Here is a 17,544-nt window from a genome sequence, read left to right on the forward strand (position 1 = left end):
CTCCCTTCGATAAATGAAGTCGCGGCAGGAAGGATTGTGCAGAGCCTCGCAAAGGGGGGGCGGTGAGCGGAGGTATCTGGAGAGAGCGAATCAAGCCGATTCGGCTAACCACGAGGCCTGTTCAGGCCAGCGGGCAAGCCGAACCGGTGGATGGCCATGGAGCTCAGTAGACCCGGTAATATTTCACCACGTCGTCGACGAAATAGATCGTCAATACTGACCCCTGGGCTTGGCCCTGGGACGTCTTGGTGCTGGTTGCACTGCTTACGTCATTGGCCACTTTTTGCACTTTGGCTAGTTGTGCCGAGGTGTCATACAACTTCAAGCGTGTCTCGTCCGATACATATTTGTTAGCTAACTTCATATACCGGTTGAGCCCCTCATCTTGTTTGTCGTAAGTCCAATTCGACTCGTTACTGGTACTTGTCGAATTGAGCGCTTCGGTCGAGGGTGCGCCAAACATCTGGGTGATCTGGCTTTTGGTTGTCTTGCCGGGATAAATCGTCTGCTGTAGGTAAGCGGTATCGAACTTCTTGGTGTCCGAGTTCAAGCCAGTCAAGGAATTCAATGAGTTCAAGGAATTCATCAAGTCGCCCGAGTTTGTACAGCCGCTGATGAGCCCAGCCAGCACGCCCAGTGCTACTCCATTCTTTAGTGTTTTTCCATAGTTGAAGGACATAGAGACTTACCTTGAGTTATTGTTTTCAGGACCGTTCCATTCTTCAGCCGAACAACCGGTGAAGTTGGCCCAGCGTTGCGCAGCCAATCGCACTGTTTAATTAACCCAATAGGGCCCGCAAGCCACAAAGCATCGATACGCGCGGTCATCTGCCCGGCGCATGGCTCATTGTCATCTAAGTATTTGGACTGCTCGCGTCAGCCTTAATAGAGCACTCACAGAGTAGAGTGTAAAAGCGGGTACACGCCATAGCACAAGTGTGCTATGGCTTTGAACAGGGGCGCGAGGCCAACGCGTCTACGGTTTGTTTTTTCCGGGCCAGCCAGCACTGCCGGGGAAATGGGAAAGTTGTGCGGCGGCGGCCGCGCGGGTCGGAACTCCCAGTGCTTTGAGCAGGCTTGAAACATGGATGCGAACCGTGAAGGGTGAAATGCCAAGTTCCTTGGCGATTTCCTTATTGGTCTTGCCATCAGCCACCAGGCCAAGCACCTGGCGCTGGCGCGCCGTCAGTTGGGCAAGAGACGCTGACTGCAAGTCATCCAGGATCGAGTTTTCCGAGTGATATCTGACGATCACTTCGCCTTCGCGAATCGCCATGATGGCTTCAGCGATGCCGACGGGGTCGATATTCTTTCCAATAAAACCGTCGGCACCCAGTGACATGACCTGGGAGATAATGTCGATGTCGTCAATCATTGAAACCACAATGATCGAGGTGCGTTTGAACTCGTTGCGCAAGTGCCCAATGACTTGCAGCGATTGGATTCCGGGGAAGCGCAAATCAAGAATCAGCGAGTCGACTTCCGCGCCCGACCGGGCGAGCGCCAAGACCTCATCAAGGTTGCCGGCTTGTTCTACGGATGCCGTCGGTAGAAGTCGCTCTATGGTTTTCAGCATCCCTTCGCGAAACAGAGGGTGGTCATCTGCCACTATTACCCTGCACGTCATGCTCAAGATCCTCCTGATCTTCTCGTCCGCTCATCGTAACCTAAACGACAAAAGTGGGTTTCACGTTTGAAACAACCATTTATGCGCGAATAACGTCATGAATATGACGGAAAAGAATTAGCGATCCCAGTCAGGCTCCGTTGAGATCGACGGTTGGGGCAGTCATTTATATGGGCTGTGAGTGTGCCCGGTGGGGGGGCGACTTCAGCGGGCTGAAGGTTCGGGCTCTGAAGGCATGCCACCTCTGGCGAGCAGCGCGGCAGGGAGTCCTGGCGCTGCGCAACCTCCCCCAAACGGCTCCGCCTGCTTGGAGGGGAGAACTAACGATTACGATGCGCGGGGTTTTTATGAACTCGCAAAGCGAATCAGGATCAAGAGTTCAGCACTGCAGTTTTTAAAAAATATCCTGACCTGCATTCAATGGGGTTAATCCGAGCTGGTATCGCCGACTCAGGATGATAATTTTTGGGTCGACAGACCGCAGGGACGTTTCAGCCAGGCGGATTGAGGATTGATTGATGTCGAATGTTGAAGAGCTTGCCAGGGAAACGTTTGCGCTGAGCGAGTACGACAGTTTGGTTTCCATAGGAACAAGCGCGCTCGAGGCCATTCCTGGTGCGGTGTATCTGTGTGATCACCAAGGTTGGCTCGTACGGTACAACAGCGAGGCCGCCGCGCTGTGGGGGAGAACCCCGGCACTGGGGGAGAACGGTGATCGTTTCTGCGGCTCGCATCGACTTTTCTTGACGGACGGTACACCGCTGGCGTTTGAAGATTGCCCGATGGCCTCGGCGCTCAACGGGGGCGTTGCAACGCGCAACCGGGAAGTCATCATCCAGCGCCCGGATGGCTCGCGGTTCGTGGCTCTGATGAACATCCGCGCGCTTCGAGATCGACAGGGAACGATCCAAGGCGCGCTCAATTGCTTTCAAGACGTCTCGGCGCACCATGCCATGGCCGAGGAGCTTCGCCGCAAGAGTGCCGACCTTGAAGACTTTTTCGAAAATAGCGCAGTCGGTCTTCACATCGTCAGTGGCGAAGGCATCATCCTGCGTGCCAACAAGGCTGAACTGGCGCTGCTGGGTTATTCGGCGCAAGAGTACATTGGTCGGCACATTACGGAGTTTCATGTGGATGCGCCGGTTATTGGTGACATTCTCAGTAAACTCGGCAGCGGCGACTGCCTGGAAAGTTATCCGGCGCGTCTGCGGGCCAAAGACGGTTCGATCAAGCATGTAGCGATCACCTCCAATGGGCGCTTTGAAGAAGGTAAGTTCTTCAATACGCGTTGTTTCACTATCGACGTCACGATCACCCAACGAATGGAAAGCCAGATTCGTGAAAGCGAACGGCATATGCGTAACATCCTTGAGGCATTGCCCGCCGCGGTTTATACGACCGATGCAGAGGGCCGCATCACCTTTTACAATCGCGCAGCTGTCGAGTTGTCAGGGCGCACGCCTCAGTTGGGTGAAATGTGGTGCGTGACCTGGAAGCTGTTCAATACGGACGAAACCCCGCTTCCCCACGATGAATGCCCGATGGCGGTGGCCTTGAAGGAGAACCGCCCGATTCGAGGGGTCGAGGCGGTTGCCGAACGACCGGACGGGACCCGTGTACCGTTTACCCCGTATCCCACGCCCCTGCATGATGCTGACGGCAACCTGGTAGGGGCGATCAATATGCTGGTGGACATCACCGAGCGAAAGCAGGCGGAAAACCGGCAGAAGACGTTGATCGACGAGCTCAACCATCGGGTCAAGAACACCCTGGCCACGGTGCAATCCCTGGCGGCGCAAACGGCGCGCAATGCCGAGAATGCGAAGGACGGCTATTACCGCTTTGAAGCCAGGCTCCTTGCGTTGTCCCGTGCCCATGATCTTTTGACCAAGCGCCATTGGGGCCGTACACCCCTGGACTCGCTTGCCCACGAAGTGCTGATGCCGGTATTCGGCCACGAGCCTGGCCGCATCGTGGTGGGTGGTGCGTCAGTCGATGTCAGCACCCGGGTAGCGCTCAACCTCACGATGACGCTCAATGAACTGGCGATCAATGCGCTCAAGTACGGAGCGATGTCAGTCGAGACGGGTACGCTTTCTGTGACCTGGGCGCTGCAACCCCAATCGAACGGAACGTTGCTGACCCTGGACTGGCGCGAGCAAGGAGGGCCTGCGGTGTCTCAACCAAAACGAGAAGGGCTGGGGTCTCGTTTGATGAAGCGCTGCATCGAACGCGATCTGGGCGGGAAGTTTGACCTGACCTTCGCCCCGCAAGGTGTGTTCTGTCGCTTCTCTTTTCTGATTGAAGCGTCCGTGGCATGACTCCATTCGCTGGCATCAGGGTGCTCGTTGTCGAGGACGAAGGCGCGATTGCCATGATGATCGAGGAAATGCTGGAGGAACTCGGATGCGAGGTGCGGGCGTCAGTGGCACGGCTCGTCACCGCATGTGAAGTTGCCCGCTTGGTGGAGATCGACCTGGCCATCCTCGACGTCAACCTGGCTGGCGAACGTGTTTTCCCGGTGGCTGAAATTCTCCGTGATCGTGGCATCGCGTTTTTATTCAGCACCGGGTACGGCGCCAGCGGAGTGCCGGGCGAGTTCGCCGAGCACCCGGTCTTGCACAAGCCGTTTTCGCAGAGCGACTTGCAGCAAAAAGTGGCGCTTGCCCTGAGGCGCTGACCTCCCGCGCCAACCAGCCCCTACCGGGTCCTGGACACTCCCCCGCAAAGGCTAATGCCGTTCACTTAAGGCCATCGACAAACCCGTGGCGAGGGAGCTTGCTCCCGCTGGGCCGCGAAGCGGCCCCAAAACCTGGCGACGCGATGTGTCAGGTTGATTGGGTGGTCTTTGAGAGGGGCTGCTTCGCAGCCCAGCGGGAGCAAGCTCCCTCGCCACAGCTCCATCATTTTTTCTTAAATGAACTGCATTGCCCCGCCAAGCGCCATTTCATTTTATGAAAGGGTGGATTGCAGTTTGTGCGTATTCCTGCGAAGTCGCTTTGGGAAGAAGATGCTCCCACCTGCAAATGCACGCCTCTGCCAGAGGTGTCGCGCAGATTCCCTGATCGTAGCGCACTGACGCAGGCTGCATGGCCGCGGCGCGAGGAGTAGCTGATGAACGAAGCCTCGAAACCACAATCCTCGCCCTGGCATGACGGTGAGCTGACCCTGCAGCGCTCGGTCGGGGCGGTCGACATGATGGCCAGCGTCGGCCAGCGGCAGTTGGCTCGCACGTGGATGCCGGACCAGCATCGGGAGTTCTACGCCCAGCTGCCCTTCGTGGTGTTGGGTACGGTGGATCGGCAGGGCGACGTGTGGGCTACCTTGCGCGCTGGGCCGCCCGGATTCATGCGCTCGCCCGATCCGCAAACCTTGCACATCAATATCAAGCCGCAACCGAACGACCCGGCCCAGGAGGGCATGAGCGAGGGGGATGCCATCGGTATGTTGGGGATCGAGTTGCACACCCGCCGACGTAACCGCATGAATGGCACTGTGCGTCGTCAACTTGACGAAGGGCTCGAGATTTCAGTGAGTCAGGCCTATGGCAATTGCCCGCGCTACATCAACCTGCGCCAGTACACCTTTGTCGAAGAGCAGGCCGCCGAGCCTGTTCAACTGACCCTATCGGACCCGTTGGTACGGCGCCTGGTCACACAGGCCGATTCGTTTTACATCGCCAGCTATGTGGTCCGCGACGGCGAGCGGCAAGTTGATGCCTCTCACCGCGGCGGCAAGCCTGGGTTCGTGCGAATGGATGAAAACGGCACGCTGACCATCCCTGATTTCTCTGGAAACCTGTTCTTCAACACATTGGGCAATATCCTGCTGAACCCACGGGCAGGGCTGGTGTTCATCGATTTTCAGACCGGCGACCTTCTGCAGATGAGCGGTTCGGCGCAGGTGCGGCTGGACGACCCTGAAATCACCGCGTTCCAGGGCGCCGAGCGGCTATTGCGCTTCACGCCGCAGCGCATTGTCTACCGTCAGGCGGCGCTTCCGCTGCGCTGGAAGGACGAGGTCGAGGGGGCGTCGCCCAATTCGGCGATGACCGGGAGTTGGGCGCAGGCCGCTGAGCGCTTGCAAGCCGAAGCCCTGCGCAGCCATTGGCGGCCATTGCGGGTTGAGCGCGTGGTGGATGAAAGCCACAACATTCGCTCTTTCTATCTGCAAGCCACTGACGGGGCTGGTTTACCCAAGTTTGAAGCCGGACAGCATCTGCCTGTGCGAATCTTGCTGGAAGGGCAAAAGGCACCGGCGATTCGAACCTATAGCGTCTCCAGTGCGCCGTCGGATGATTTCCTGCGTATCAGCGTCAAGCGCGACGGTTCGGTGTCATCGCACCTGCATGATCAGATCCAGGTGGCGCACGAGATTGAAGCGCGGGCACCTCAAGGGCATTTCACGGTTCAGCCCACCGAGCGGCGTCCCTTGGTGCTCCTTGCCGCAGGCGTTGGCATTACGCCGCTGTTGTCGATGTTGCGGGAGGTGGTTTACCAAGGGCAACGCATCAGTCGTATGCGCCCGGTCTGGCTGGTACAAAGCGCACGTACGGTGGCCGATCTGGCGTTTCGTGATGAGCTCGACGAGCTGGCGGCCCGCGCCGGGGACAAGTTGCGGATACTGCGGATGGTCAGCCAGCCGCCGACCGGGAAAGGGGCCGGCGAAGGTTACGATGCGGCGGGCAGGATCGATGTGGAGCTGCTCAAGACACTCCTTCCGCTCAACGACTACGACTACTACCTGTGCGGGCCGGGCAGCTTCACCCAGGCGCTGTATGACGGTTTGCGCAAATTGCGCATCCCTGATGAGCGTATTCACGCCGAAACCTTCGGCCCGTCGACCCTGGTCCGGGACGTCGAAGTCAGCGTGCCAGCGGCGCCGCAACCGCCTGCGGCGAGCGAAGCGGTGAAGGTGTTGTTCGCCACCTCCGGCAAGGAGGCGCGTTGGGAGCCAGGCAGTGGGACTTTGCTCGAACTGGCGGAGACACGCGGCCTGAGTCCGGAGTTCAGTTGCCGGGGCGGTTCCTGTGGCACCTGTAAAACCCGGCTGAAGCGCGGCCAGGTGCATTACCTCAACAGCCCGGCGGAGCCCTTGGCCGACGATGAGGTGCTGATCTGTTGCGCAGTGCCGGCCCAGGGCAGTGAGACGGTGGTGCTGGAGGTCTGAGGGGGGGGCGGGTAGCCCCCTCAAATGCCACGCCGTACTTTTCCGGGTGCTTGGCCATAGATCTCCTTGAATTTCTTGCTGAACGCCGCCTGGGACTGGTAGCCCACCTGCACTGCGATGTCGCTCAGGCCCAGGTGTGAATGGCTCAGCAGACCGAACGCCAGCTCCATGCGTACGTGCGTCAACAACACCCACGGCGATACCCCGGCCACTCGAACGAATGCCCGCATGAAGGAGGCGCGCGACATACTGGCGGCCTCGGCCAGACTTTGAATCGTCCATTCGTGCGCAGGGTCCGCCAACATCGCCTGCCAGGCTCGGCCCAAGCGTTTATCGCCCAGCAGGGCCAACGAGCCGCTGTCCTGGCCATGGGTTGCCAGGTGAGCGCGCAAGATCAGGGTGAACAGCGCCTGGGAAAGCGCGTCGAGCAAAAACCGAGCGCCGATTTTGTCCTCGTCCGCTTCCCCTCGAATGACCTCCACCAACGCCGGTAGCGGCCCATTGGCCGGCAAGGCGCCGCTGGGAATCACCAGGTATTCGGGCAGCGACGCAAACAACAGGGAGGCGCGGTTGAAGTGAAAGCCACCGCAAAGCATGTCCAGTTCCGGACTGGCGCCGCCAATGCGATGGATCGGCAACGGGTTTCCAGGGATTACGTCTGGTGTGGTCGGCGCTAGCGTTTTTCCAGGGCTGTGCATCAGGTGCCGGGCGCCACGCGGCAAGACCAAAATGTCACCTGCACGCATGGGCAAACGCTGCCCGTCGGCAAACTCTACCCGGCATTCCCCCGCCAAGACGATGTGATAGGGCGCCTTGCCCAACACTTGTTGCTCATGATCCACAGCCCAGTCGCCCTGGAACTGACAACGCAGGTCCAGGCTGCCACGCACGTTGGCCAGGCTGATGAGTTTATCGATCGCATTCATTTGAGCGTTTCGCAAAAAAAACTGAGTGGATTGAACAAACCCGAGCGGCGCCAGGGTGAAAAACTGAGTGCGTCGAAACAGTACACCCAACCCACTCAGGAGTTAATGCCATGTTCCATAACTGGTCCGAATTATTGCCCACCATCCAGAAAGCCTTTGGCGCACTGGGCAAGAGCAACCCCAAGATGGTCAAGGCCTACATGGCTCTTGGTGACGCCGCCAGCGAAAACAATGTGCTCGACGCCAAGACGCGCGAGTTGATCTCCATTGCCATCGCCGTCACCACCCGCTGCGACGGTTGCATCGCCGCGCACACGGACTCGGCGATCAAGGCAGGCGCAAGCCGCGAGGAAGTGGCCGCAGCCCTGGCCACCGCGATCTCGCTGAATGCGGGGGCGGCATACATCTACTCGCTGCGTTCCCTTGAGGCCTATGACGCGTTGAAAAAGCCGGCGTGATTGCACGCTGCTTCAGGTCCGGGCACTGCAACGTGCCCGGGCGCTGAGGACCGGGTTGTGCTAAAACTCTTGATCGGTCGATGCCAGCTGGCTGGCCGCCAACTCGTCTAGAAGCACTTTTAAGGGACTGATCATGAGCCTCCACGGCCAGTACGATTCGCAGAATATCTTTGCGCTGATCCTTCGGGGTGAAGCGCCTTCCTACAAGATCTATGAAGACGCCGATGTCATGGCCTTCCTGGATCTTTTTCCTCAATCTCGTGGCCACGTCCTCGTGATACCCAAGGCGGGCGAGGCTCGAAACATCCTGGATGTCGAACCCGCTACCCTCGGGGCGATGATGTCTGCCGTGCAGCGGCTCACGCGCGTCATCGTGGATGAGTTGAAACCGGACGGCGTACAGGTCGCCCAGTTCAATGGCGCTGTGGCCGGGCAAACGGTCTACCACCTTCATGTGCACATCATCCCTCGCTGGGAGGGTGAAGCGCCTGGCGAACACGGGAGAGGGAAGGCCGATCCTGAAGAGCTCGCAATGCTGCAGACGCGTTTGATTGAGCGCATCCGCGCTAGCGATTGAATCGCTCGACCAATGAGTATTGGGTGGATGCGGTCGCGGCCAGATCCTTGCTCAGTCCCGTGGACTTGTGCGCCTGTTCGGATGATTGATCGGCCAGTTGGGCGATGGTGGTGATGTTGCGGCTGATTTCCTCGGCGACGGCGGTCTGCTCTTCAGTGGCCGCCGCAATCTGGGTGGTCATATCGGTGATATGGGAGACCGCCTCGCTGATGCCCACCAAGGCTTTATCGGCCTCAAGCACCCAGCCCACGCCTTCTTCAGCCTGGCGATAGCCATTCTCCATACTTTCCACGGCGTTGTTGGATGAGCCCTGGAGTTTGGTAATCAGCGCATGAATCTGAGTGGTGGATTCAGAGGTGCGCTGTGCCAGTTGACGAACTTCATCGGCGACTACCGCGAATCCTCGACCCATGTCGCCGGCGCGGGCGGCTTCAATGGCGGCATTAAGTGCTAGCAAATTGGTCTGGTCAGCGATGCCTCGGATCACATCGACAACGGTGCCGATTTCGTTACTGTCCTTGGCCAGTTGCGCAACGGTCAAACCTGTCTCACCTACAACGGCCGAGAGACGCTCGATGGCTGCGCGAGTATCTCGTGCCACATCGCGGCCACGGGCTGTCAGCAGGTTGGCTTGCTGGGTGGCATCTGCCGTGCGTTGCACGTGGCTGGCAACCTCCTGGGTGGTCGCAGCCATTTGGTTGATGGCGGCGGATACCTGCTCGGTTTCCAAACGCTGGCAATCAAGACCTTTTGAGGTGTCTGTTGCCAACAAGTTGGATTGGCCGGCCAACGTGCTGAGTTGTTCGGCGGTGTCTTGCAGACGCGTCAGGCAGGTCTTCAGACGTGCGTTCTGGCTGACAAAGGCGGTTTCCAGACGGCCCTGGGGGCCGCGTTCATCGCTGTACATCTGTGCGATCAATGCATCAGACGTGGAGGCTTCGACCTGCTGCAATAAACGCAGTGTGCCTTGATTGCGCCAGCGCGAGCAGAGCAAACTGATCGACACGGTGACGGCGACGGTTGTTGCAATGGCCACCGGTACGCTCAACAGCAGTGCGCCGGTGATGCCGGTTAGCCCAGTCGCCAGGAATGGCAGACAGTCCAGTAACGCCGGTTGCCAACTGTGCCGGCGGGGAATGGCCGGTTTTCCCAGGCTCAAGCGTTTATAGAGGGATTCTGCCCGACGGATCTGGTCGGCCGTCGGTTTGACTCTGACCGACTCAAAACCCACCACCTGATTACCTTCGAATACAGGCGTGACGTAGGCGTTGACCCAATAATGATCACCGTTCCTGGAGCGGTTCTTGACGATACCCATCCAGGGCTGGCCTTGTTTAAGTGCGCTCCACATGTGGGCAAAAACAGCGGGGGGCACGTCAGGATGACGAACGATGTTCTGGGGGGCGCCAATCAGGTCGGCTTTATCGAAACCACTGATTTCGACAAAGGCGTCATTGCAATAGGTGATCACCCCGCTAATAGTTGTCGTGGAGATGAGTTTCTGTTGCGGCGCAAGTGAAATCTCACGCTGGGTGACGGGTTGATTATTTCTCATTTCGATGGCTTCCAATGTCCAATAGGAAGCCATCGGCCGCGCAAGCTAAAAGTTAAGGCGTTACTCATGGGAACGCCTGAATAGCAATGGATTGAAAGTGATGCCAAGAACTTCAGTGATCATGGCGCCGAGCCAGTACCTGAGTTGTTTACTGCTTGGAACTTTCGTGCAGTTAGAAAGGCACGGATAACTTGCTACTGTCCCGCCCAGAGACTGTTCAGGTTTTTAAAATTCCATTGCCCATTCAGCTCGCGGCTGATGATCCGATCGGTGTTTTTCTATCGCTCAAGTTGTGAATCGCCGAATCGGAAATACGTTTCAGAAGGGAGCATGACCCTCCATGGTTGGGTCGTGTATGGCATCAAACCTGGAAGTGCCCGACTTGTTGTTGCAGCGTTCCCCCGAGACGTGCGAGCTCAACACTCGAGGCCGCAGTCTGCTCGGTCGATGCCGCCGATTCATCGGCAACCTCTCTGACTCGTGTGATGCTCCGACTGATTTCTTCGGCTACCGCGCTCTGTTCTTCGGTGGCGGTTGCGATTTGCTGCATCATTTGCTGGATCGCAGCGATCATGCGGGAAATGTCCATGACTGCGGACCCGGTGTCATCAACCCCAGCAACCGTCCGTTCGGTCAGGTCGCTGCACAGCTGCATGCTTGTCGCGGCCTCATCTACGATGCGTTGCAGCCCTTCAATGAGGGATTGAATCTCTACCGTCGCATCCTGGGTACGGCGTGCCAGCAAGCGAACTTCATCGGCCACTACGGCGAAGCCACGACCGGCGTCACCCGCGCGAGCCGCTTCGATCGCCGCATTGAGTGCCAGCAGATTGGTCTGGTCTGCTACCGATTTTATGACATCCAGCACACCGCCGATTTGCTCGGTTTCGAGTTTCAGGCGAGACATGGCGTCGTTTGACCCTGCGACTTCCGTGGCGAGATGTTTGATTTGGCTGATAGCCTGGCGAGCCTTTGCCTCACCGGCTTGGGCTTGCTGATCGGCGCGAAGTGCAGCGCTGGCCACCTGTTCGGAATTTCGAGCCACCTCCTGGACCGTCGCGGCCATTTCGTGGACGGCGGTCGCCACCTGATCGACCTCCTGGTTTTGAATCACGACGCCATGGCTGGCCTGTTCAGTTGCGCTGGATAGTTCAGCCGCCGCCCCGGAAATGGTTTCAGCCGAGGTGCGCACTTGGCCGATCAGCTTGCCAAGGCCCAGTTGCATTTCGCCCAGGGAGGCCATGACACTTCCTTTCGGGGCCAGTTTTGCCCCTGGGAGATTGCGCATGTCACCGCAGGCAACACGCTGCGCTGCGGCGGACAGGTCAAATGGTTCTGCGCCCAAGGTACGCAGCAGGCTTCTCACGATGGCAATGCCGAGTCCGAGGGCAAGCAACAATGCGCCCAGGCTGACCGCGATCATCAGGTTGCGTTGGCTTTCGTACTCATTATGGCCGCTGATCACGGCCTCATTGGCCGCGTCCCTGCTGTGCTGCATGTAAGCCTGGCCCGCCGTCAGGAGTTGCCGTAGCAACGGAATGCAATCGCGGTTGATTCGCACAATAGCTTCTTCCCGCTGACCGGTTGCCGCGCGCTCCACAATTTCCAGTGCAACCGGGCCGTAGAGAGCCTCGATGCGGTCGATATCAGCCAGCAACTGTTTTTCTGTTCGTGATTGCGCCTCGGGTACCGCGCCGAGCGCATTTTTCAAATCCTGAAGGCGCGCCTTGACGTCCTGGTGTGCTTCAAGGACCGCCGCATGTTCCAGCTTCAGATCGGCCTCGGAAGAAACCAACACCATATTGCGCGCCGCGACGGCACGTCGCTGTGCGGCGATGAGCAGTCCAGATGCCAGTTCTTCGCGGGCATTCACACCGCCAACGTACAGTGAAAAGGCATCGTTGAATTTGGCCAGCGCCACCATCGCGAGGACGCTGACGAGTAGCACCAGGGAAGTCAGGGCAGCGAAGCTCATGCCGAGCTTCATTTTTACGGATAGGTTCATGGGCAGGTCGCTCGTTGAGGCGGAACACCGAAGGTGGCCGTGCGTTCATTTGTATGGCATTAGGCTAGCACTTAATATTGTACAAAGGTCTAATTTTTGTACAAGTATTTGTACAAGAATTTCTTGGCCCGTGAAGCCATCACCATGAGGCTGGGCAGCGAACTAATGCTTCAGGCAGGTGATCCCAAACGCACATACCTGAAATAAATGCGCGGACCTTCATCCATGGAAAATGCCTGTATTTACACGATCGGCCATTCGACCAGGACCCTCGACGCATTCGTCGAGACAGTCAAAGGTTTTGAAATCGAGACGATTGTCGATGTCAGGACGGTGCCGCGATCCCGGACAAACCCCCAATACAACCTGGACACGCTACCGGCGCAATTGGCCGAATGGGGGCTGCGGCATGTGCCGATTCCAGAGCTGGGTGGGTTGCGCAAAAAATCCAAGACCGTTGCGGATGAGGTCAATTCGTACTGGCAGAACCGCAGCTTTCATAACTACGCCGACTATGCGCTCTCGAAGGCGTTTGAAGCGGGGCTGGAGCGACTCGTTGAGTTAAGCCAAACCCAACGCTGCGTGCTCATGTGTGCTGAGGCGGTCTGGTGGCGCTGCCATCGCCGGATCATTGCCGACTACCTGTTGCTTCGGGGCATTGAAGTCATTCATATCATGGACAAAGGCAAAGCGAATAAAGCAGTCTTGAATCCCGCTGCGTGGGTCCGGGGGCTCACGCTCACTTACCCGGGCTCACGTGTTCAATCCAAACTCGATACCTGATATGTCGATCAAACGAGTCTTCCGGGTTTTCGTAAGTTTCAAGTATTTCCAGGAACCCTGACTGCTCAAGGCTAGCCAAGTCCTCAAGGGTCCATTCAGCAGGGAAGTCGCTGGAGAACTCCTTACCCAGGTGTTCAACCCAATGGTAAACCGGGAAGGGGAGGTAACCGAGCCACTCTGACTGATAGGTAATCTGGTCGGATTCGCTGCCAGTCACCATGGCGTTGATCCTGTACTTAATCACTTTTTGGCATTCATTCATGGTGATTTCGATCTCGGTTCAGTGGCCGGTGTGCCTAAGCGCATTGGCTACGAAAGTCATCGGCGCTGATGAATTCAATGAGCGCTTTCAGGGCCGGTGGCACATGGCGTCGGCTGGAATAATAAAGAAAGAAACGGCTTGGCGGGGCTTTCCAATCCGTGAGTATTTCCCGGAGATGCCCGTTGCGGATAGCGTCGCGGGCCAGTTCCTCGTAGACATAGGCAATGCCGGCGCCGTCCTTCGCCGCCTGGATCATCAGTGCATCGTCTTCCAGGATGAGCGGGCCTGTGACGGATAAACGTATCGGCTGACCGTCTGCCTGATACTCCCAGGCGTACAGTTTGCCGCTGGGGAAACGCCTGGCAATGCACGCATGGTCGAGCAAGTCGCGAGGTACATTCGCGACGCCCTTGGCGGCCAGATAGGTCTCGGCGGCCACGGTCACGAACGACTGAGGGGCGCCAACAGGGACGGCGATCATGTCGCCGGCCAGGCTTTCACCAAAGCGGACTCCCGCATCAAACCCGCCGTCCACGATATCGGCCAATCCATCATCGGTGACCAGATCCAACTGGATGCGGGGATACCTGGCCACGAAAGACGCGAGCATGTGTGCAAACACGATGCGCGCCGCTGGGCGCGCCACGTTGAGGCGAAGTTTGCCGGCGGGCACTTCCTGCATCGAGGTCAATTGCGCCAACGCATCGGCCACTTGGTGCAGGGACGGGGCCAGCGTGGCCAATAGCTGCTGGCCAGCTTCGGTTGGGGTCACGCTGCGAGTGGTTCGGTTCAGCAGCCTGACGCCCAGGCGTGCCTCCAACGCTCGCATCGCGTGACTCAGCGCGGACGCCGAGACGCCACGCTCGTCCGCGGCCTTGCGAAAGCTGCGATGGCGAGCGACGGCGGCAAACGCATCGAGTTCAGAAAGATCGGGGTGATGACTCATGAGTATCGTTCAGTAGTTCAAGGAGGATTGCCTATCTTATCGGCAGGAGATCGCTCCCGGATACTGGCGTCATCATTCATGGAGAGGTCGCTATGCAAGAGAATCGTCTTGGATCATCGGATTTGCTGATTTCGCCGATTGGCCTGGGGACATGGGCAATCGCCGGCACCGGTTGGGAATACAGTTGGGGCGCGCAGGATGACAAGGACAGCCTGGATGCACTGGAATATGCCGTCGAACGGGGGGTGAACTGGATCGACACCGCGGCGGTTTATGGCTTGGGCCATGCGGAACAACTGGTGGGGCAGTTGTTGCGTCGGGTGCCGGCTTCGCGGCGTCCTTTGGTGTTCACCAAGGGCAGTTTGGTCTGGGACCCGGTCACCCAGGCGATTTCCCACTCGCTGGCGCCCCAATCGTTGCTCGCCGAGGTCGACGCCAGTTTGCGCCGGCTTCAAGTCGAGACGATCGATCTGTATCAGATCCACTGGCCGGCGTTTCCTGCCGACGGCAGCAGTGAAGGCATTGAGTTGGCGCTTTCGGCGCTGGCAACCGCCCGCGCCCAAGGAAAAATCCGTGCGATCGGCGTCTCGAATTTCGACGTCGCTCAACTCCAGCGGGCCCAGGCGGTGACCGAGATCGTGTCGCTCCAGCCGCCGTACTCTGCGTTGATGCGCGATATCGAGAGGGATGTCCTGCCATTCTGCGAGCAGGCCGGGATGGGGGTTCTGGCCTATTCCACGCTTCAATCGGGATTGCTTTCCGGCAGCATGACCCGCGAGCGCATCTCGCAACTGCCTGAAGACGATTGGCGCAAGGCCCGAAGTGCCGACTTCCAGGAACCCCGTCTGAGTGCCAACCTGGCATTGGTCGAGGTCATGGCGCGTATTGGTGAAAGGCATGGGGTCAGTGCAGCGGCGGTCGCCATTGCCTGGGTACTTCGCAAACCGGTGGTGACCGGCGCCATCGTCGGGGCCCGCCGTCCCGCACAAGTGGACGGGTTGATCGCCGGTTCGCAGCTACGCCTCAGCGCTGAGGAAATCGACGAAATCCAACCGTTCCTGCCGTTGGGCATGGGCACCAATGTCCCGGGAGCGGCCTGACTCGGTGGAGTCCCCGAGCGGGCACCTGTCAGTGCTCGCTCAGAACGTGCCTAGCCGCGTTTGCTCAAGGCGGATGGCTGGATCGGGCCGCAAATTTCAGAGCGAGATTTAGACGTGCCCGATCACTAACGTAGCGCGTGTTCCCGTCGGACTCCGATTTTCCAGCCTGACTTGCCCTCCCAGCCGATCGGCGATGGCTTTCACGATGGCCAGGCCCAATCCAGCGCCTTGATCATTGCCGCGGCTGTAGAAACGTTCGAGGAGCCGATTGGATTCGGACTCATCAATACCCGGGCCTTCGTCTTCGACCGATAACTCATAGTGATTGCCGTTTTTTGCCAAGCGCACCGTAATCTGCCCCTGGACTGGAGAAAAATTGGCCGCATTGGTCACCAGGTTGTTCAAGGCAATGTGGATATCGGCCGGATCAATCCTGGCCGGTTCGATGTCGTCGCTGACATCGAACACCAGTTCAAGCCCCTTGCTTAAAAGCCAGGGTGTCAGTTGAACCAGGCTTTCTCGGACGGTGGCTGCCAGATCAATGAGCGGGGGGATGTGCGTGCCTGTCTTTGGTTCGATCCGAGCCATGGTCAGCAGTTGATTGACCAGGCGGCTGGCACGATCAACGCCAGCGATCAGGTGTTCCAGTGATTCACGGCGTTCATGTTCGGTCCCGGCCTCCAGCAGGTTCTGCGCATGAACCCGCAGCACGGCCAAGGGAGTCCGCAGCTCGTGGGCTGCATCAGCAATGAAGCGCCGTTCGCGCTCGAGTACGTCTTGGATTTGCGCCAGCATGCGGTTGAGTGCGGCCTGCATCGGTTCCAGTTCGCTGGGCAGGGGTGTCAGTTGTAGCGGCTCCAGGGAACCGCTGTGGCGCGCGCGCAGCGTGGCCGCCATGTCAGCCAATGGCTTGAGCCCCCAACCGATTGCCAACCAGACCATCGCCGCCAGGACCAGGCTGCCCAGGATGTTCGGCCACAGTGTATGGCGCACGATACGGTCGACCAGATCGGCCCGTACGTCATCCCGTTCACCGACCCAGATATTCAGGTCGTTCTGTTTGTCTTTGAGGACAAAGGCGCGCCAGTGACGGTTGTTCAAATCCACCACGTCACTGAAGCCGGGTTCGGTCGGTGGTGTGCGAAAGGAAGGGGCGCTGGCGGTATGCACCAGCACCTCGCCCTTGGCGTTCCACACCTGGAAGGCGATTTTGCTTTCGTAGGGATGGCCGTCGCTGTGGGGCGTCGCCTCGCCCAACGCTGTGTTGAACGCCCGGTACAGGTCGGCGTGTGCCTGGCTCGCCAACGGCATGTGCATCACGCCTTGGAGCAAACGGGCATTTTGTGCCAGTTGCGCGTCGTAGACCTCGGCGATTTCATGATTGCTGTCGTGCAGGTTGAGCACGCTGATCACCGCCAGCCCGGCGAGCATCAGGCCGATGATCAGGGTCAGTGTGCGACGGCGAATCGACGTCATCGGTGCTCCTCCACCAGATACCCCACGCCTCGGATGGTGCGGATCAGGTCGGTGGAGAACTTCTTGCGCAGGTGATGGATATGCACCTCGAGGGTGTTGCTTTCGGCTTCTTCGCTCCAGCCGTACAACAACTGCATGAGATGGTCGCGGGTCATGACGCGACCGGGGGGCGAGAGCAATTCGTGCAGCAATTGGTATTCCTTGGGCGTCAGCACCACTGGCTTGCCGAAATAGCTGACTTGCTGGGTACCGGGGTTGAGGCTGATACCGGCGTGTTCGATCAGCATTTGTGCGCGCCCGGCACTGCGCCGCAGCAGGGCGCGCAAGCGGGCTTTGAGTTCGGCCAGGTCGAACGGCTTGACCAGATAGTCGTCGGCACCGGCGTCCAGCCCGGCGATGCGGTCTTCGGTCGCATCGCGGGCGGTAAGGATCAGCACCGGCAGGTTGGAGCCACTGTCGCGCAGGCGCCGCAGGACTTCGAGCCCGTCCATGCGCGGCAGGCCGAGGTCGAGCACGGCCAGGTCAAAAGTTTCGCTGAGCAGCGCGTGCAAGGCGCTTTTGCCGTCCTTGAGCCAGTCGACGGTGTAGCCTTCGCGGCCCAGGGCTTGATGAATGCCTTCGCCCAGGGCCACGTCATCCTCAATCAGTAGTACGCGCACA

General features: G+C 58.8%; 14 protein-coding genes and 2 pseudogenes. 7 read left to right on the plus strand and 9 right to left on the minus strand.

The window, feature by feature from the left end:
- Positions 1-163: 163 nt before the first annotated feature.
- Together QNH97_RS11855 and QNH97_RS11860 are read right to left on the minus strand one after the other, a co-directional pair.
- Positions 164-679, minus strand: coding sequence for a hypothetical protein (locus QNH97_RS11855; protein ID WP_283556983.1), 516 nt, complete (start codon positions 677-679; stop codon positions 164-166).
- A gap of 297 nt (positions 680-976) precedes the next feature.
- The gene (locus tag QNH97_RS11860) at positions 977-1,627 is read right to left on the minus strand and encodes a response regulator (RefSeq protein ID WP_283557469.1); all 651 of its coding nucleotides are present in this window, start codon (positions 1,625-1,627) and stop codon (positions 977-979) included.
- A gap of 518 nt (positions 1,628-2,145) precedes the next feature.
- Here QNH97_RS11860 and QNH97_RS11865 point away from each other — a divergent pair.
- The 3 genes from QNH97_RS11865 to QNH97_RS11875 all read left to right on the plus strand — a co-directional run bounded on the left by QNH97_RS11865 (position 2,146) and on the right by QNH97_RS11875 (position 6,796).
- Positions 2,146-3,948, plus strand: a complete 1,803-nt coding sequence (locus QNH97_RS11865; RefSeq protein ID WP_283556984.1) for a sensor histidine kinase — start codon at positions 2,146-2,148, stop codon at positions 3,946-3,948.
- A gap of 53 nt (positions 3,949-4,001) precedes the next feature.
- Positions 4,002-4,307: a response regulator gene (locus QNH97_RS11870; RefSeq protein ID WP_283556985.1), complete on the plus strand. Its 306-nt coding sequence runs from the start codon at positions 4,002-4,004 to the stop codon at positions 4,305-4,307.
- Between the two features lie 434 nt (positions 4,308-4,741).
- Complete coding sequence (locus QNH97_RS11875; protein WP_283556986.1) at positions 4,742-6,796, plus strand: pyridoxamine 5'-phosphate oxidase family protein; 2,055 nt, start codon at positions 4,742-4,744, stop codon at positions 6,794-6,796.
- Positions 6,797-6,816: 20 nt separating this feature from the next.
- Here QNH97_RS11875 and QNH97_RS11880 read toward each other — a convergent pair whose 3' ends face one another.
- Entirely contained in the window at positions 6,817-7,722 is a 906-nt protein-coding gene (locus QNH97_RS11880) for an AraC family transcriptional regulator (RefSeq protein WP_283556987.1), read from the minus strand.
- Between the two features lie 110 nt (positions 7,723-7,832).
- On the opposite strand from QNH97_RS11880, the gene QNH97_RS11885 reads away from it, so the two are divergent.
- Together QNH97_RS11885 and QNH97_RS11890 are read left to right on the plus strand one after the other, a co-directional pair.
- On the plus strand, positions 7,833-8,180 hold the full coding sequence (locus QNH97_RS11885; RefSeq protein ID WP_283556988.1) for a carboxymuconolactone decarboxylase family protein: 348 nt from the start codon (positions 7,833-7,835) through the stop codon (positions 8,178-8,180).
- Positions 8,181-8,313: 133 nt separating this feature from the next.
- Complete coding sequence (locus QNH97_RS11890) at positions 8,314-8,757, plus strand: HIT family protein (protein WP_283556989.1); 444 nt, start codon at positions 8,314-8,316, stop codon at positions 8,755-8,757.
- Here the strand turns inward: QNH97_RS11890 and QNH97_RS29495 are convergent.
- The 3 genes and pseudogenes from QNH97_RS29495 to QNH97_RS11900 all read right to left on the minus strand — a co-directional run.
- Positions 8,747-9,715 (minus strand): annotated as a pseudogene (locus QNH97_RS29495) (methyl-accepting chemotaxis protein); the annotation flags it as partial. The gene QNH97_RS11890 and the pseudogene QNH97_RS29495 overlap by 11 nt on opposite strands.
- 321 nt (positions 9,716-10,036) lie before the next feature.
- A pseudogene (locus QNH97_RS29500) lies at positions 10,037-10,345 on the minus strand (PAS domain-containing protein); the annotation flags it as partial.
- 328 nt (positions 10,346-10,673) lie between these two features.
- Positions 10,674-12,317 (minus strand): methyl-accepting chemotaxis protein, encoded by a 1,644-nt coding sequence (locus tag QNH97_RS11900; RefSeq protein ID WP_283556991.1) that lies wholly within the window; start codon positions 12,315-12,317, stop codon positions 10,674-10,676.
- A 225-nt stretch (positions 12,318-12,542) separates the two neighbouring features.
- On the opposite strand from QNH97_RS11900, the gene QNH97_RS11905 reads away from it, so the two are divergent.
- A complete protein-coding gene (locus QNH97_RS11905; RefSeq protein ID WP_283556992.1) occupies positions 12,543-13,100 on the plus strand; it encodes a DUF488 domain-containing protein in 558 nt (185 codons plus the stop codon).
- Positions 13,101-13,396: 296 nt separating this feature from the next.
- On the opposite strand, the gene QNH97_RS11910 is transcribed toward QNH97_RS11905, so the two are convergent.
- On the minus strand, positions 13,397-14,308 hold the full coding sequence (locus QNH97_RS11910) for a LysR family transcriptional regulator (RefSeq protein WP_283556993.1): 912 nt from the start codon (positions 14,306-14,308) through the stop codon (positions 13,397-13,399).
- A 92-nt stretch (positions 14,309-14,400) separates the two neighbouring features.
- On the opposite strand from QNH97_RS11910, the gene QNH97_RS11915 reads away from it, so the two are divergent.
- Positions 14,401-15,408, plus strand: coding sequence for an aldo/keto reductase (locus QNH97_RS11915; protein ID WP_283556994.1), 1,008 nt, complete (start codon positions 14,401-14,403; stop codon positions 15,406-15,408).
- Between the two features lie 108 nt (positions 15,409-15,516).
- On the opposite strand, the gene QNH97_RS11920 is transcribed toward QNH97_RS11915, so the two are convergent.
- Positions 15,517-16,884, minus strand: a complete 1,368-nt coding sequence (locus tag QNH97_RS11920; RefSeq protein WP_283556995.1) for a sensor histidine kinase — start codon at positions 16,882-16,884, stop codon at positions 15,517-15,519.
- Entirely contained in the window at positions 16,881-17,543 is a 663-nt protein-coding gene (locus QNH97_RS11925) for a response regulator (RefSeq protein WP_283556996.1), read from the minus strand. The genes QNH97_RS11920 and QNH97_RS11925 overlap by 4 nt, the downstream gene beginning before the upstream one ends.
- Between the last annotated feature and the right edge of the window lies 1 nt (position 17,544).

It is taken from the genome of Pseudomonas sp. G2-4 (genome assembly GCF_030064125.1).
Taxonomy (GTDB): domain Bacteria; phylum Pseudomonadota; class Gammaproteobacteria; order Pseudomonadales; family Pseudomonadaceae; genus Aquipseudomonas.

What these genes read in the sequence shown, in the direction of transcription:
- QNH97_RS11855 (WP_283556983.1), bottom strand. Translation starts at nt 679, where the DNA reads ATGTCCTTCAACTATGGAAAAACACTAAAGAATGGAGTAGCACTGGGC.
- QNH97_RS11860 (WP_283557469.1), bottom strand. Translation starts at nt 1,627, where the DNA reads ATGACGTGCAGGGTAATAGTGGCAGATGACCACCCTCTGTTTCGCGAA.
- QNH97_RS11865 (WP_283556984.1), top strand. Translation starts at nt 2,146, where the DNA reads ATGTCGAATGTTGAAGAGCTTGCCAGGGAAACGTTTGCGCTGAGCGAG.
- QNH97_RS11870 (WP_283556985.1), top strand. Translation starts at nt 4,002, where the DNA reads ATGATGATCGAGGAAATGCTGGAGGAACTCGGATGCGAGGTGCGGGCG.
- QNH97_RS11875 (WP_283556986.1), top strand. Translation starts at nt 4,742, where the DNA reads ATGAACGAAGCCTCGAAACCACAATCCTCGCCCTGGCATGACGGTGAG.
- QNH97_RS11880 (WP_283556987.1), bottom strand. Translation starts at nt 7,722, where the DNA reads ATGAATGCGATCGATAAACTCATCAGCCTGGCCAACGTGCGTGGCAGC.
- QNH97_RS11885 (WP_283556988.1), top strand. Translation starts at nt 7,833, where the DNA reads ATGTTCCATAACTGGTCCGAATTATTGCCCACCATCCAGAAAGCCTTT.
- QNH97_RS11890 (WP_283556989.1), top strand. Translation starts at nt 8,314, where the DNA reads ATGAGCCTCCACGGCCAGTACGATTCGCAGAATATCTTTGCGCTGATC.
- QNH97_RS11900 (WP_283556991.1), bottom strand. Translation starts at nt 12,317, where the DNA reads ATGAACCTATCCGTAAAAATGAAGCTCGGCATGAGCTTCGCTGCCCTG.
- QNH97_RS11905 (WP_283556992.1), top strand. Translation starts at nt 12,543, where the DNA reads ATGGAAAATGCCTGTATTTACACGATCGGCCATTCGACCAGGACCCTC.
- QNH97_RS11910 (WP_283556993.1), bottom strand. Translation starts at nt 14,308, where the DNA reads ATGAGTCATCACCCCGATCTTTCTGAACTCGATGCGTTTGCCGCCGTC.
- QNH97_RS11915 (WP_283556994.1), top strand. Translation starts at nt 14,401, where the DNA reads ATGCAAGAGAATCGTCTTGGATCATCGGATTTGCTGATTTCGCCGATT.
- QNH97_RS11920 (WP_283556995.1), bottom strand. Translation starts at nt 16,884, where the DNA reads ATGACGTCGATTCGCCGTCGCACACTGACCCTGATCATCGGCCTGATG.